Origin of the sequence: Caballeronia sp. INML1 (genome assembly GCF_023631085.1) — a bacterium.
Lineage (GTDB): Bacteria > Pseudomonadota > Gammaproteobacteria > Burkholderiales > Burkholderiaceae > Caballeronia > Caballeronia turbans.
This window is the reverse complement of the sequence record NZ_JALQDT010000030.1, coordinates 1-15,093: the sequence shown is the minus strand read 5'-3', so window position 1 is coordinate 15,093 and position 15,093 is coordinate 1. Positions and strand designations below refer to the sequence as shown.

General features: G+C 64.1%; 14 protein-coding genes. 8 read left to right on the top strand and 6 right to left on the bottom strand.

Annotated features, from left to right (window positions below):
• The first annotated feature begins 277 nt into the window (after nt 1-277).
• Entirely contained in the window at nt 278-2,368 is a 2,091-nt protein-coding gene (locus NCR38_RS10710; RefSeq protein ID WP_250477060.1) for a D-(-)-3-hydroxybutyrate oligomer hydrolase, read from the top strand.
• Nucleotides 2,369-2,381: 13 nt separating this feature from the next.
• On the opposite strand, the gene NCR38_RS10705 is transcribed toward NCR38_RS10710, so the two are convergent.
• Both NCR38_RS10705 and NCR38_RS10700 read right to left on the bottom strand, forming a co-directional pair.
• A complete protein-coding gene (locus NCR38_RS10705; RefSeq protein WP_250477027.1) occupies nt 2,382-3,137 on the bottom strand; it encodes a DUF2242 domain-containing protein in 756 nt (251 codons plus the stop codon).
• Nucleotides 3,138-3,338: 201 nt separating this feature from the next.
• Nucleotides 3,339-3,680 carry a DUF4148 domain-containing protein gene (locus NCR38_RS10700; RefSeq protein WP_250477026.1) on the bottom strand — a complete coding sequence of 114 codons (342 nt, stop codon included), beginning with the start codon at nt 3,678-3,680 and terminating at the stop codon, nt 3,339-3,341.
• Between the two features lie 239 nt (nt 3,681-3,919).
• Here NCR38_RS10700 and NCR38_RS10695 point away from each other — a divergent pair, with 239 nt between their 5' ends.
• Together NCR38_RS10695 and NCR38_RS10690 are read left to right on the top strand one after the other, a co-directional pair.
• Entirely contained in the window at nt 3,920-7,225 is a 3,306-nt protein-coding gene (locus NCR38_RS10695; protein ID WP_250477025.1) for an adenylate/guanylate cyclase domain-containing protein, read from the top strand.
• Nucleotides 7,226-7,240: 15 nt separating this feature from the next.
• Nucleotides 7,241-7,642, top strand: a complete 402-nt coding sequence (locus NCR38_RS10690; protein ID WP_250477024.1) for a hypothetical protein — start codon at nt 7,241-7,243, stop codon at nt 7,640-7,642.
• Between the two features lie 8 nt (nt 7,643-7,650).
• Here NCR38_RS10690 and NCR38_RS10685 read toward each other — a convergent pair whose 3' ends face one another.
• Nucleotides 7,651-8,292: a DUF1109 domain-containing protein gene (locus tag NCR38_RS10685; protein ID WP_061119363.1), complete on the bottom strand. Its 642-nt coding sequence runs from the start codon at nt 8,290-8,292 to the stop codon at nt 7,651-7,653.
• Nucleotides 8,289-8,837, bottom strand: a complete 549-nt coding sequence (locus NCR38_RS10680; protein ID WP_061119362.1) for a sigma-70 family RNA polymerase sigma factor — start codon at nt 8,835-8,837, stop codon at nt 8,289-8,291. Before NCR38_RS10680 ends, NCR38_RS10685 begins: the two co-directional genes overlap by 4 nt.
• Nucleotides 8,838-9,168: 331 nt before the next feature.
• On the opposite strand from NCR38_RS10680, the gene NCR38_RS10675 reads away from it, so the two are divergent.
• The 5 genes from NCR38_RS10675 (at nt 9,169) to NCR38_RS10655 (ending at nt 12,843) form a co-directional block, all read left to right on the top strand.
• Complete coding sequence (locus NCR38_RS10675; protein ID WP_250477023.1) at nt 9,169-9,807, top strand: cytochrome b/b6 domain-containing protein; 639 nt, start codon at nt 9,169-9,171, stop codon at nt 9,805-9,807.
• Nucleotides 9,808-9,826: 19 nt separating this feature from the next.
• On the top strand, nt 9,827-10,603 hold the full coding sequence (locus NCR38_RS10670) for a molybdopterin-dependent oxidoreductase (protein ID WP_061119360.1): 777 nt from the start codon (nt 9,827-9,829) through the stop codon (nt 10,601-10,603).
• A gap of 66 nt (nt 10,604-10,669) precedes the next feature.
• A complete protein-coding gene (locus tag NCR38_RS10665) occupies nt 10,670-10,903 on the top strand; it encodes a pentapeptide MXKDX repeat protein (protein WP_061119359.1) in 234 nt (77 codons plus the stop codon).
• 120 nt (nt 10,904-11,023) lie between these two features.
• Nucleotides 11,024-11,443: a MarR family winged helix-turn-helix transcriptional regulator gene (locus NCR38_RS10660; protein WP_061119358.1), complete on the top strand. Its 420-nt coding sequence runs from the start codon at nt 11,024-11,026 to the stop codon at nt 11,441-11,443.
• A gap of 86 nt (nt 11,444-11,529) precedes the next feature.
• A complete protein-coding gene (locus NCR38_RS10655; protein ID WP_250477022.1) occupies nt 11,530-12,843 on the top strand; it encodes a chloride channel protein in 1,314 nt (437 codons plus the stop codon).
• 561 nt (nt 12,844-13,404) lie between these two features.
• Here NCR38_RS10655 and NCR38_RS10650 read toward each other — a convergent pair.
• Both NCR38_RS10650 and NCR38_RS10645 read right to left on the bottom strand, forming a co-directional pair.
• Nucleotides 13,405-13,830, bottom strand: a complete 426-nt coding sequence (locus tag NCR38_RS10650) for a cupin domain-containing protein (RefSeq protein ID WP_061119356.1) — start codon at nt 13,828-13,830, stop codon at nt 13,405-13,407.
• A gap of 76 nt (nt 13,831-13,906) precedes the next feature.
• Nucleotides 13,907-14,734, bottom strand: a complete 828-nt coding sequence (locus tag NCR38_RS10645) for an AraC family transcriptional regulator (protein ID WP_250477021.1) — start codon at nt 14,732-14,734, stop codon at nt 13,907-13,909.
• Nucleotides 14,735-15,093 lie beyond the last annotated feature (359 nt).

The following is a 15,093-nucleotide window of genomic DNA, read 5'->3' as shown; positions in this document are numbered from 1 at the left end:
ACGATGCCGCCGGCTTTAGCTCGTCAAGCGAGCGTTCAAACGGGCTCCGGCTTTGCTGCCGGAGCCCGTTGTCGTTTGGCGCTTTCGCTGCCGCGGCGTGAATTTGGCCAAGACCGCCGGCGGATAAGGCGCGATACTTGCACCAACGGCCGCGCGGCGCGCACGCGAGCCTCGCGGACGTGTTGCCCTCTCAGGTTGCACCACTCATCGGAACGTATGGCGGAGACCCACAATGAAAAGATTCGCGCGTACCCAGAGGTTGCAGACTTTGCAGCACATGCCGCGCACTGTCGCGCTGGCGGCGCTCGCCGCACTGGCGCTCGCCGCATGCCACGGCGGCGATGACGACAACGGCAGCAGCCAGCCGACCAACACCTTGCCGAGCTTCATCTCCGGCTCGGTCAATACGCAGACTTACGACGGCGTCTCGGACGACCTGCTCACGGCCGGTCTCGGCAAGACGGGCCTCGCGTCGGCGACCGCGCCCGCGCTCGCCAAGCCGGCGGCGCCGACGGCCGCCGAACTGCGCCGCCTCGCGATCTATTCGAACTACCGCGCGCTCGTCGACATGTCGTCGAACGGCGGCTACGGGCGCTTCTGGGGGCCGAACGTCGATCTGAACGGCAACGACACGCTCGGCGAGGGGAAGATCGCGGGCAAGGAATACATCGCCTACGCGGATGACGGCAGCGGCACGCAGAACGTCAGCCTGCTCGTGCAGATCCCGCAGAGCTTCAACCCGGATCAGCCCTGCATCGTCACGGCGACGTCGTCGGGGTCGCGCGGCGTCTACGGTGCGATTTCGGCGGCAGGCGAGTGGGGCCTGAAGCGCGGCTGCGCGGTGGCCTATAACGACAAGGGCAGCGGCAACGGCGGCCACGAACTGTCGACCAATCTCGTCACGCTGATCGACGGCACGCTCGCGAACGCCGACATTGCCGGGACGAAGGCGATCTTCAAGGCGAACGCGAGCGCATCGGCGCTGTCGTCGTTCAATTCGGCCTTCCCGAACCGCTACGCGTACAAGCACGCGCATTCGCAACAGAACCCTGAAAAGGACTGGGGCAAGAACACGCTGCAGGCGATCCAGTTTGCATACTGGGCGCTCAACGACATGTTCGGCCCGGTCAGCGGCTCGACGCATCAGGTGCGCTACAGCAAAGGCAGCATCACGACGATCGCGGCATCGGTGAGCAACGGCGGCGGCGCATCGCTGGCGGCGGCGGAGCAGGACACCGATGGCTGGATCACGGCGGTCGTCGTCGGCGAGCCGCAGATCAATCTGAATTTGCCGTCGCAAGTCTCGGTGCGGCAGGGGGGCGTGCCGGTCGGCTCGTTCGGGCGGCCGCTCGCGGATTACATGACGCTCGCCAATCTGCTTCAGCCCTGCGCGGCGCTCGCGCCCGCCGCAGCCGGCGCGCCGTATCTGACGACGTTGCCCGTGGCGACCACGAACGCGATCCGCACGGCGCGGTGCGCGACGCTCGCCGCGAGCGGGCTCGTCGCCGGCGGCAATACCGTCGCGCAGGCCACGGACGCGCTCAACCAGTTGCATCAGGCCGGCTACGAGACCGACTCCGACACGCTCCATGCGCCGATGTGGGACTCGCAAGCGGTGCCGGCCGTCGCCGTCACGTATGCCGACGCGTACATGAAGGCGAGCGTGCTCGACAACCTGTGCGACTTCAGCTTCGGCACGACCAACGCGCTAACGGGCGCGGCGGGCGTCGCGCCGCTCGTCTCGCCGATGCCGACGCTCTTCGGCAACGGCAACGGCGTGCCGCCGACGAACGGCATCAACCTGATTTACAACGCGGGGACGGCGGGCGCGGCCGATCATCGCCTGGCGACGCCCGATGCCAGTTACGCGGGCGCCGCATGCCTGCGCTCGCTGTGGACCAACGGCAATGCGACGATGGTGGCCAACGTCAATGCGATCCGCGTGAACGCGAACCTGCGCGGCAAGCCTGCGATCATCGTGCAGGGCCGCGCCGATGCGCTCGTGCCGATCAACCATGCGTCGCGGCCGTATCTCGGCGCGAATCGGGTGGCTGAGGGCAACAACAGCCAGCTTTCGCTCTATGAAATCACGAACGGCCAGCACTTCGACGCGTTCCTGAGCGTGGCGGGCTTCGACACGCGCTTCATTCCGGTCCACTACTACGACATTCAGGCGCTCAACCTGATGTGGAATCACCTGAAGAACAATGCGCCGCTGCCCCCTTCTCAAGTGGTGCGCACGGTGGCGCGCGGCGGCAAGGCGGGATCGGCGCCTGCGCTCACGGCGTCCAATCTGCCGCCGATCGCCGTTGATCCGGGCGCGAACGCCATTACGACGGCGGGCGGCATCGTCAACGTGCCGAACTGACGCGGCGCGCGGCTTATTGAGTCGTGGTGGTTCGCGGCGCCGCTGGCGCTGCGGACGCCGCCGCGGACACATCCGAGGCACCGGCCGCGACTGCATCCGATGCCTGGATCGCCGTTGCAGCGGCGGGCGTCTGCACGACGATCGGTGTCGGCGTGAGTTCGGGCGAGTTGACGATGAGCGACGGCGCGAGCGGCTTGCTCTTCACTTCGTCCGCCGCGACGGGCGCGCTGCGCGGCACGGTGTTCAGATAGTGGCCCATCAGGGAAAAGAAGCGGTCGTAGAACTTGCCGGCGGGCACGGTCTCGCTCGAGATTTTGACCATCGCGTCGCTGTTCGAGCGGATCGGCAGCGACAGCGACCCCAACACGCTCAACCCGACGCTCGCCGACGTATCGCTCTTCTTGAGCGCATAGCCGTCCTGCACGGCATTCACATACGCGATGCTCTGATTGGTCGCGTTCTCGCCAGGCGTGCACACCACATGGAAAGACACGACGACGTGCGTCTCGGCGCTCGGCTGAAAGTTTTTGGTCGCGTCGACGGTGTCGGGCTGGCCCATCGTCGTGAGAAAGCCTTGCGACAGCAGCGCGCGGCGCGCGGCCTCGCAAGTTTCGTTGACGGTGGCGTCGAAATTGTGCGCGAACGGGCTCGCGCCGGTGCTGAACAGCTCCTGCTGATAGCTCGGCGTGACCGCGCTGCGGCCTGCGCAGGCAGCGAGGGCGAGAAATCCGAGGGAGGCGAAAACGAGGCGCAGGGACGGCATGGGCATGAGGCAGCGGATCCAAAGTTTGTGTCAACGACAGACACAAATTGTAGTGCCGCCGGACTGGCCGATGAAAAAGGCCGAGTCTGAAAACATCGTCGAATCGACGGATTACAGGGTGATGAAAGGTGGCCGGACGGCTCGAATCATCGGTCTGGAAAGCGCAAAGCCCGGCGCGCGGCCGGGCGTTCTTGCGCTAAAAGCGGCTTACGGACGATTGAAATCGACCGGATTGGCCGCCTCCGGACGGACGATGCGGTCGAGGAAGCTCGACCGGCCCGCATGCCCCGACGCCGATGCGCCTTCGCTTGCACCGCCGAAAGACGACGCAGCGGCGCCTTGCTGCGCATCGACACGGGCTTGTGCTGCCTGGATCTGGGCCGGGTAGGTCGTCTGATCGGCCGCAGGGTTGTAGCCCGCGCGCTCGAGTTGAACCAGTTCGGCGCGCACTTGCGCGCGGGTGACCGGGCCGTCTTCGCGCGCCTGGGCGAAACCCGGAACGGCGAGAACGGCAGCGATGGCGATGGCGGGAACGATGGACTTGAACATGATGACCTCCGAATGCTGATTTTGGGGAACGTCGTGGGTGGTGAGGTTTCTCTCCACTGCTTCGTCGTTGAGAGGCAGTGTAGGACGCGGCGTTGTAGGTAAAAACCCTGATTCGCCCAAATCAGTATTCGCGATTTGACATTAATCGTTCCAATCACTATCGGTCCGCCGATTGACGGAGTCTCCGGGGGTCCAGATGCTATCTTTGAAGTGACTCGATTCCTTCGCCCGGAGATATCGTGGACGTCGCCGTCTGGCTGCGCAGCCTCGGAATGGAACGGTACGAAACGGTGTTCGCCGAGAACGCCATCGACGCCGACGTGCTGCGCAGCCTTACCGCGGACGACCTGAAAGATCTTGGAATCGCTTCGGTCGGGCATCGCCGGAAATTGCTCGATGCGCTGACGGAACTGCGCGGGCGCACCGGCCCGGCAGACGCGGGCACGAGCCCGAACGGGGCGAAAGGAGAACGGCGGCAGGTCGCGGTGCTCTTCGCCGATCTGTGCGGCTTCACGAAAATGAGCCGGGAAGCCGATCCGGAAGAAATCGTCGCCGTGCTCGATCGATACTTCGAGACGGCCGATCGCATCGTCGAGCAGCATGGAGGCTACGTCGACAAGCATGTCGGCGACTCGATCATGGCGGTTTTCGGCGCGCCGGTTTCGCACGGCAACGATGTCGAACGCGCCGTGCGGGCGGCGCTCACGATCAGCGACGCGATGCCCGCCCTGTCGCGCGCTCTCACTCGTTCGGTCGCGGTGCATATCGGCATTGCGGGCGGCGAGGTCGTTGCGAGCGGCACGGGCAGCGCCGCGCATCGCGAGTACACCGTGACCGGCGAGACGGTCAATCTCGCCTCGCGTCTCACCGACGCGGCCGGGCCCGCGGAAATTCTGATTTCGGAGGCTGTGCGGCGCGCGCTGGCCGGCCGCGTCGAGTGCGCCGGACGCGGCGCGCTTTCCGTCAAGGGTTTCGCGGAGCCGGTTTCGGCGTGGTGTATCGCGGGTCTCCTGCACAGTGCGCCGGGACGGCCGTTCGTCGGTCGTCTCGACGAACTGCGCCAGCTTCGCGCGATGCTTGAGGCATGTCGCGAGAGCGGCGCCGGTCGCACCGTGCTACTGCGCGGCGAGGCCGGAATCGGCAAGACGCGCCTTCTCGATGAGCTCAAACGCGAGGCGCGCGATGCGGGCTTTCTCTGCCACGGCGGCCTCGTGCTCGATTTCGGCGCCGCCACCGGACGGGGCGCGATGCAGTCTCTCGTGCGCGGGCTTCTGGCGCTCGACGACGCGAGTGATGCGCAGGCCGGCGTGAGCGGCGTCGAGCACGCGATCGGCGACGGCCTGATCGATCGCGGCGACGCGCTTTTTCTGAAGGATCTCGCCGATGTGCCGATGTCACTCGAAGATCGCGCAATCTACGAAGCGATGGACAACGCGACGCGCGCCGGCGGGCGGCGCCATGTCGTGAGCCGGCTGGTCGAGCGCGCGAGCCGCCGGCAACCTCGACTATTGTCCGTCGAGGACATGCACTGGTCGGATGGATCGACGCTCAATGACCTTGCCGGGCTGTCGGCGACCGTGGCGCAGTGTCCGGCAGTGCTGGTGCTGACCGCTCGTCCCGCCGGCCACGCGTTCGATGAATCGTGGCGCGCGGCGGCCGGCGCGCCGTACGCGCTCGTCGATCTCCTTGCGCTCAGCGTCAGCGAGGCGCACGCGATGGCCGCATCGTTTCCCGGTGCGGCGGCGGACCTCGCGTCGCGCTGCATCGCGCGGGCGGCGGGCAATCCGCTGTTTCTCGAGCAGCTGCTGGGCAACGCGGAGGAAAGCGACGAAACCGGCGAAACCGGCGTACCGGCCACGGTGCGCAGTCTCGTGCAGGCGCGGATGGATCGGCTCCACGCCGTCGACAGGACAGTCTTGCAGGCCGCCTCGGTACTCGGTCAACTCTTCGAGAAGGACGCGCTCGAGTATCTCGTCGATGGCGCCGGCGCCGCACTGGAGCCGCTCGTGACGAGTCTTTTGCTGCGGCGTCAGGGTGCCGGATTCCTGTTCCATCACGCACTCATTCGCGACGCCGTCTATGACGGCTTGCTGAAAAGCCGGCGTCGCGAGCTGCATCGTCGCGCCGCGCAGTGGTATGCGGAACGTGACCCGCTGCTGCGAGCCGAACATCTCGATCGGGCAATGGACAGCGAGGCGGCGCGCGCCTATTGCGACGCGGCGCGCTCGCAGGCGAGGGCGCATCGCCATGAATCCGCGCTCCGGCTCGTCGAACGGGGCCTTCAGCTTGCGCGCGAGAGCAGCGAGCGCGTCGCGCTCGAGTGCCTTCGCGGCGATATCCTGCACGATGTCGGCGACATGCGGTCGGCGCTCGCGGCATTCGAAGCCGCGCTCGAGGTCGCGGTGTCCGACGCGCAGCGCTGCCAGGCGTGGATCGGGCGCGCCACGGTCAAGCGCGTCACGGACGATCTCGACGGCGCATGGGCCGATCTCCATCTCGCCGCCGGCGTCGCTGCCGCACAGGGCTTTCAGCGCGAGGCGGCGCGCATTCACTTCCTGCGCGGCAATCTCTGCTTTCCGCGCGGCGATATCGAGGGCTGCGTGCGCGAACATGGACGCAGTCTCGCACTCGCGCGCGAGGCGCACGACGCCGAACAGGAAGCGGCAGCGCTGGGCGGGCTTGGCGATGCCGAGTACATGCGCGGACGGATGATCAGTGCTCACGACGCCTTCCGCCGCTGCATCGAACTCTGCGAAGGCCACGGGTTCGGACGTATCGCTGTCGCCAATCTTCCCATGCGCGCCATCACGGCGTGGTTCGCAGGCAAGACACAGGCCGCACTGGAAGCCGCGCTCGCGAGTGTCGCCGCGGCCGAGAAGGTGAGGCATCTTCGGGCGCTCGCCGTTGCTCATCACGCGGCCTGGCACTGCCTGCACGATCTCGCCGAATGGGATCGTGCGTGGGAGCACGTCGAACCTGCGCTGCGATGTGCGCGCGAACTGAAGTCGAAAAGATTCGAAGGCGAAGCGCTTGCGCTTCGTGCGGAACTGCATCGGATCGCGGGGCGCGGGCGCGAAGCGCTGGACGATATCGCGGAGGCCTTGTCGATCAGCCGGGAGACGGGCATGGCCTACCTGGGCGCGCATTATCTGGGCGTCCTTGCGCGCGTGACAGACGACATCGATGTATTCGAAAGCGCGCTTGCGGAAGCGCAGGCGCTGCTCACGGCCGGCGCGGTGAGCCACAATCACTTTCTCTTTCGACGTGACGCGATCGAAGCGTGCATCGATCGGCGCCGCTGGGATGCGGCCGAGCATCATGCGGCGGCGCTGGAGGAATACGCTCGCCGGGAGCCATCGCTCTTTTCAGCGTTCTACGTGGGGCGCGCACGCGCGCTTGTCTCGTACGGAAGGGGTGATCGGAACGCTGCCTCGATTAAGGAGCTTCAGCGAATCAGGCAAGAAGGCCGGAAGTCCGGTTTCATTTACGCGCTCGAAGCAATAGATCGCGCGCTCGGAAGCCAGTCGAATCTCATCGACGAATGAGAAGGGGTGTCGATCATGTCGAGCGAGTTGAAGCGGCGGGTCAGATTATTCGTTCAGCGTTTCTGGCAGCCGACCAGCGCGTGCATGACCTGCATGCCGGGCAGCTGGAGCAATATCGCGAGCATGGCTCACTGGACCGTAGCGTTCAAGACCGGACTTTTCACCGGACTTCTGGCGGTGCTTCTGACTTTTACGCCCGCCGCGAAGCTCTACGAAAACCGGTACGGCAATGCAGCGATCGTCGGCTTGCTGACTGCAATCGGCGATGCGTATGCGCACGCGAGCCGTTACCGTCTGCCCTATGTCGAGCACCTGCTGACGGGCGTCGTCTCCGGACTTCTGGCGCTGCTCGCTTCGTATCTTCTCGAAGATCGCGGGCGTCGCATTCGGGCGGCATGGGCACGCGTCGTCGGATAGCGGTCGCACTACCAGCGCAGAAATCGCGGGCCTGTCCACGCACCGATGAGCGCGGGCAACAGCATGCCGATCGCATACCACACGCCCCAGAATGCAGGGCTCATTTCGGGGCAGTGCAGGCAATAGACGATCGTCGCCGTCGAGCTTGCCAGCAAGCCGACGACGGCGCCTGCAAGCCGCAGTCGCGTCGGCGCGAGCGATCGCATCGCCCACATCGCAGCGGGAAAGGTCGGCATCGAAAGAAGCAGGATGTTGAACGGGCAGGTGCGCCACGTCTGACCGAGCACCAATGCGGCACGCGCGTTCGGGCCCGCGTTGTCGACGATCATCCAGCCCGCGATCCAGACCGCCGCGAACGGCAAGGCCACGAGCGCCCACGCATATCCCGCACGAGCGCCGGGCCGGCCGATCCGGGCGATGACGAGCAGCGCGCCGATGGCGACCGCCAGCGGAAAGGCCAGCTTCGCCCAGAAGATGCCCGTACCGGCGACGCTCCCGAGATCGTGACGAACGCCGAACACGATGCTCATCAGGACCAGCGAGCCCGCTGCGCCGATCAGCAGCGCCTGAACGAACCGGCGTGCGATGGCCCTACGGTCGACCTGCGTCACCTGGTTCGAAAGGAGGGAGATGAGTTCGTCGGTGTTCATCGCAATCCCCGGATTTTAGCCGCGAGCGCCTTGAGTCCGCGATGCACGCCCACCTTGACGGCCGACTCGGAAAGACCGGTGAGCTGCGCGGTTTCCGTCACCGACAGCCCTTCGAGTTTCATGTGAACGATCGGCAGACGTTGCTTGTCCGGCAGATGCTCGAGCAGCTTGCCGATGTCGTGCCGCGCCTGCGCGGGTTCGTCGTCGGCGGCGGCGAGCAGTTCCTCATGATCGTCGAGCGGGACGTTCAGCGACTCACGACGTGCGTGGGAGCGGAAGAAGTCCATCAGCTTGTAGCGCGCGATCGCGTGCAGCCACGCCGTCAACGGCTCATCGGACCGATAGGTGTGTCGCGCGTTATGTACCGCCAGCAGAATTTCCTGGACGAGGTCTTCGACATCGTCGAGACGATGCGGAATGCGCTTTCGCAGATAGCCGCGCAGATGCCGTGTGAGAGCCTGCAGAAAGCTGTGATACGCGTTCTGATCGCCTGCAAGTCCGCTGATGAACAACGCTTTCAGCCGGCTTTCCGCATCGTGCGACATGGTTCCTGTAGGGGCGGGACAACGGGACGAAATTTCGCGCGCCGCAGCGCAAGCGAGCGGCGTGCTGCGTTTTGCATCGGTCGCTACACAGTACGCGAAGCCGTGATGCGCTGCAATGACGCCGTCCTGGTTCATGTTCGTCGTTTCCCTCGTGCCTTTCCTTAGTTCGTTCTTTTCCCTCCACGCGTTACAGCATGGCCTGCCTGTTTCGCGGGTTTCTCCCGAATCGGTCACAAAAAGATGCCGGTTCATTCGCGCGCTGTAACCAGCGACGCCCAGGCGACGAATTAACCGGTAACCAAGCTTCAGTTCGACTTTCGAGGTAATCCATATGAAAGCGATGAGACCGCCACTTTCGCCAGTGCGCGAAAGCTCGCCTCCCGATGCACCGATCCATCCGTTCTGGTTGCGCGTCACGCACTGGCTCAATGCGATCGCGGCGCTGATCATGATGTTCTCCGGGTGGCGCATTTACGACGCGTCGCCGGTGTTCCGCGGCATCGTCATTCCCCCGTCGATCACGCTCGGCGGATGGCTCGGCGGCGCCTTGCAGTGGCATTTCGCGGCGATGTGGCTGCTGGTGTTCAACGGCATCGTCTATGTCGCGCTCAATGTTGCGAGCGGCCGATTCTTCTCGAAGTTTTTCCCTTTATCGCCGCGCGCCGTGCTGCGCGATCTCATCGCCGCATTGAGCGGCAAGCTCGCGCACGCCGATCTGCGCCAGTACAACGCGGTGCAGAAGCTCGCTTACCTCGCGGTCGTCGTCGATCTGATCGTGCTCGTGCTCTCGGGGCTCGCGATCTGGAAGTCCGTGCAGTTTCCGCTCTTGCGCGAGCTGATGGGCGGTTATGACAACGCGCGCGTCGTGCACTTCTGCGCGATGGCATTGATGGCGGCGTTCGTCGTCGTGCACGTGACGATGGTCGCGCTCGTGCCGCGCTCGCTCGTGACGATGCTGCGCGGCCGCTGATGCATTTGAGGAACACGCCATGAAATCCAACGACAAGCGAATCATCACGGTCGATCGTGCTTCCGTGCTGGCGGATGCGCGCCGCGAACTCGATATGCCGTCGCGGCGCTTGTTCGGCAAGCGCATGCTGACCTTGGGCGGGCTCGCTCTGCTGACCGGCTGCTCGATCACCGACGACGACTCCGTCAACACGCTCCTCACCGCCGTATCGCGTCTGAACGATCGTGCGCAGGCGTGGCTCTTCGATCCGAAGCGGCTCGCGCCGACTTATACCGAAGCGCAACTCACGCGGCCGTTTCCATTCAACGCCTTCTATGGGATCGATGACGTACCCGAAGTGAACGGCAGCGACTATCGCCTGAAGGTGAGCGGGCTCGTGACGGGACAACGCGTCTGGACGTTGCCGGAGTTATACGCGCTGCCTCACGAAGAGCAGATTACGCGGCACATCTGCGTCGAAGGCTGGAGCGCCATCGGGCGCTGGGGCGGCACGCCGTTCGCCGAGTTCCTGCGGCGCGTGGGCGCGGACACGACGGCGAAGTACGTCGGCTTCCGCTGCGCCGACGACTACTACGAAAGCATCGACATGCCGACGGCGCTGCATCGGCAGACGCTTCTCACGTTCGAATACGACGGGCAGCGCCTTCCGGCGAAATACGGCTATCCGATGAAGCTGCGCATGCCGACCAAGCTCGGCTACAAGAATCCGAAGCACATCGTCGAGATATTCGTGACCAACACCTATCCGGGCGGCTATTGGGTCGACCAGGGATACAACTGGTTCGGCGGATCCTGAGCGCCGAACCATCCACCGGTTCCGGATTGTCCGGATGCCATGTTTGACTCACCAAGGAGAGAAGCTATGAAGCGATTGATGACGGCCGTACTCGCAGCGGCGCTGGCCATGGGCACATCGGCCGTGTTCGCACAGGCAAGCGGCACGATGTCCAACGACGCGATGTCGCACGACGCGATGAAGAAAGACAGCATGTCCAACGACAAGATGTCTCACGACAAGATGAGCAAGAGCGACAAGATGAAGAAGCATGACGCGATGGGCATGGACCATCCCGCATCGGGCGCGATGTCGCAATAAGGCGAAGCGGGCGTCACGGCACGCCCGCGTTTCCAGGACTGGGTATGATCCGCGAACACGAATGACGAAATCCGATGCGCGTGGTCGGATCGTCATGTCAATGTCGAATCAGGGCCGCCCATGTCATCGAGCACGAAACAGAAAGCCGCAGTTCCTCACAAGCACGATCTGGAAGCGATGTCGCTCTTCCGTTACGAGCTACGCAAATTCCTGCGTGTGTCGGAAGAGATCTCCAATGCGGCCGGGATCACCACGCTTCAATATCAGTTGCTCCTGCACGTTCGCGGATTCCCCGAGCGCAAGTGGGCCACCGTCGGCGAACTCGCGGAGCGATTGCAGGCCGCGCCCAACGGAACGGCTGCATTGGTGTCGCGATGCGAGACTGCGGGCCTCGTCACGCGCAAGATCGACAAGACGGATCGTCGACAGGTGCAGGTGCATCTGACAGCCAAAGGCGAGCGATGTCTGCTCAGGCTGGCAGCGGAACACAAATCGCACTATGGGTCGTTCGGCTGGGTCTTCGACGACAGGCGAGAGTGAGCCGATAACACACGAGCCGGGTCGCATCGAAGGAAGAATCGAATTTATGTCACAATGTGCCTTAAATTCGAGTTCTCCATTTTCCGATGCGCATCCCCGGATTCATCGACCGACGCACGATATTGCGCGGCAGGCGGCTATGGCTGCACTACGGCGTGTTCTGGCTCGGCGCGGTCGCGACGGGGCTCGTCGCGGTCATGTACGCGCGGCTCATCGACTTCGGATACGACACCTTTCTACGCTTCACGGCCGTCTGCTGGTGGTTGCCTCTGGTGATCACGCCGGCGATCGGCGCATTCGGCGTCTGGGTGACGCGCCGCTTCTTTCCCGGGTCGGAAGGCAGTGGCATTCCGCAGGTCATCGCGACGCTGCATGACGGGCGGGAGCTCGGGCCGCGGCTGCTCACCATCCGGATTCTCGTGGGCAAGATCGCCTTGTCGTTCCTGTCGATTCTCGGGGGCTTCACCATCGGGCGGGAAGGGCCGACCATTCACGTCGGCGCGGCGCTCATGTATAGCCTGCGTCGCTTCTATCCGTTGCGCTTGCGCAGCTTTCGCGGCGGCGCAATGGAGCGCAAGCTGGCGCTCGCGGGCGCGGCCGCCGGATTGTCGGCTGCGTTCAATGCGCCGCTCGCGGGCGTGGTGTTCGCTATCGAAGAACTCACGCGCAGCTTCGAGCAGCGCACCAGCGGCGTGCTGATCACGGCGATCATCTTTGCCGGTATCGTGTCGCTCGCGCTGCAAGGCAACTACACCTATTTCGGCACCATTCAACTGGACGGGCATTTTCCCGAATCGCTCGCGCTCGCAGTCGTTCTGCTTGGCGCGGTAACGGGCATCGCTGGCGGGATGTTCTGCTGGCTATTGCTGAACACGCAGCGCTGGATGCCGGCACGAATGGTCGGCTGGCGCCAGTCGCATCCCGTGGCTTTCGGCGCCATGTGCGGCCTGTTCATCGCCGTGATCGGGGTGGCAGCGGGCGGTCATACGTTCGGCAGCGGCTATGCGGAAGCGCGCGGTATGCTCGAAGGCAATTCGCGGCTCGGCGCGAGCTATCCGCTACTGAAAATGGCGTCGATGGTCGGTTCGTATCTTCCCGGCGCGCCCGGCGGACTTTTCGCGCCATCGCTCGCGATTGGAGCGGGCATCGGCAACGCGCTTCACCAGATTTTCGGCGGCATGCAATTGCCGATGCTGATCGCGCTGGGCATGGTGGGCTATCTCGCCGCAGTCACGCAGAGTCCGATTACAGCATTCGTGATCGTCATCGAGATGATCAACGGTCACGCGCTCGTGCTGTCGCTGATGGCCACGGCGCTGATTTCGAGCCAGGTGTCTAGGCTCTTCGCTCCGCCGCTGTATGAGGCGTTGGCGCAGAAATACCTTCCTCAGTCGCTTTAGCCTGCAGCTTTTGATACGCGCGCGGGATGGCTACTCGTTACGGCGCATCAGGGCGGATGCGGCGCGTTTTTCGGCCATTCGCGCCTTGCGGCGGCGGAAGACGGTTGACTTGACGATTTGAAAATCGGCTCTTCGAGCCACGAGGCCGATGCTGAGCCTCACGCGAGGTCGCCTCAAACGAACAATGGCCGTCGACCACTCCGTTCCTCCGGCAGATCGTCGGCCATAGCGATGCTTCGGCGGTTGGCCGTGCTGAGGCTGCTGTACTCCGCCTTCCAGCCATCCGCAGCTCGCGGGCCGCAAATGGCGCGTTACACCGGCGCCAATGCGTACTTGCGGGCCATCAGCGGTCGGTCGGGGTCACCCTCCAATTTGAATATCCAAGGCGTCGTCCGCCGACGCTCAATGGACGGTCTCCGGCGAGCGAATCGCGGGCGGCACTACCTCGATCCGGACACGAGCGGACGTTCAACTGGCGGGTTCAAATCCACGACAATCGCGCCCCCGAAGAATCGCCCGTGTCCGTCCGCTCATCTCACCGGTCATACCCCGGCGGCCGGCTCAAATCCACTGGTCGTTTGCGACAGTACGCTCGCTTGTCGCGCCGTCGCCCGTGTTCACCACACCTCGCGGCTCGATAAGCAGCAGCTTAACTTCTCCGTTTGCACAGGGCTTGTGCTCGACGCCCTTCGGAACTACTCCCAGCTGTCCGGCACGTAATACGATCGAACCATCGCCTGAAGGCCCTGCCCGAAAATCGATACGCAGCTCACCATCAAGGACGATGAACGCTTCGTCGGTATCGGCATGTCGGTGCCACTCGAAGTCGTCTTCGACCTTGACGACCTTGAATTGATAGTCGTTCATTTCAGCGACAACGCGCGGTTGCCAGTGATCGTTAATCTGCGCGATCTTGCCCATCAGATCGATGGTGTGGCACTGGCCGCGGGTGACCGGCGCGGTGGGATGGTTCGAGGATTGGGACATCGTTCTCTCCGTTCAAAGGTTGATGCGTTGAGGATACGCATACTCCTTTCGGTCGTATTGAACGATCGTGGTGTTTTTAGCCGCGCAAAACGCCGCCCGCGACTTGTAACCAGCGCCCCGGCGTCAGTCCAAATGTCTTCGAAAAGTGTCGCGTCATATGACTCTGATCAGCAAAACCCGCGGCTGCAGCAGCGCAAGCGAGCGAGGTGCCAGCGAGCAGCATGTGGCGCACTGCGTCGAGACGCCGCATCGTCAGATACCGATACGGGCTCGTGCCGTAGAACCTGCGAAAATCGTGCGACAGGCTCCAGCGATCGCGGCCCGTCACCGCTTCAAGTTCGTCGAGCGTGACAACGCGCGAGCAGTTCGCGTGCAGATAGTCGCGTGCGCGCCGCGCAGCGAGGAAGTCCCCTTTGGCAGTTCGTGTAGGCGTACCGGTGACGGCGGCCAGGGCATTCGCCAATTCGGCAAGCGCATCGCTCTGTTCAAGCGGCTCAAGCGTATAGCCGACATGCTGCAGCAACGCTGCGGTCGCAACCGCAAGGCGCGGATCGGTAGTCACGCCACCTTCGAGGAACGGCAGCGCTCGTCCGCCGAGCACTTCCTGAAAGAGAGCGGGTTCTACGTAGACCATCCGGTATTGGAACCCCTCATCGGTGCCCGCTTGGCCATCGTGAGCCTCATCGGGATGCAGCACGAGCGTGTTGCCCGGCAGGCTGTTCCTCTGGCTGCGCCGATAGTTGAAACTCTGGACGCCAGCGAGCGTGCGGCCAATCGCGTAGGTGTCGTGGCGGTGCATCGAATACGCGCTGCCGTGAAACCACGCTTCGATGCGCTCGACGCCTTCTATCGACTCGGCACGCCTTACCCAGTCGGGGGGCAAGACCGGTGTTTGTAGGTTCATGATATATGGCCCCGGATGGCCCGACCTGTGCCGATGCGGTGCAGGCGCTCAAGGGCGGTGCGGGCGCAGGCGAAAACCAAATTGTCGCACGTGCGACGACGCGCTACGTTCGCCTAGCGCATTTTACGCAGGGGGACTTCCGCAGCCCTAAAACGTCGGCTTCGGGAACTTTCAACGGCTGTTCGGGGTTGGGAAGAGCCGCTGCCGATTCGGCGCTCCTGGGCAGCTGAACTCCACTTACCGCTGTCCAGCGACGAGTTTGAGGAGCGAACGGACGCAAACCGTTTAGGTTTGTTCGATGCCTGCCCTCGACCATGAGCGCGTGAGGCAAGGACAACGCGTGCGGGCAGGCGTTGAAT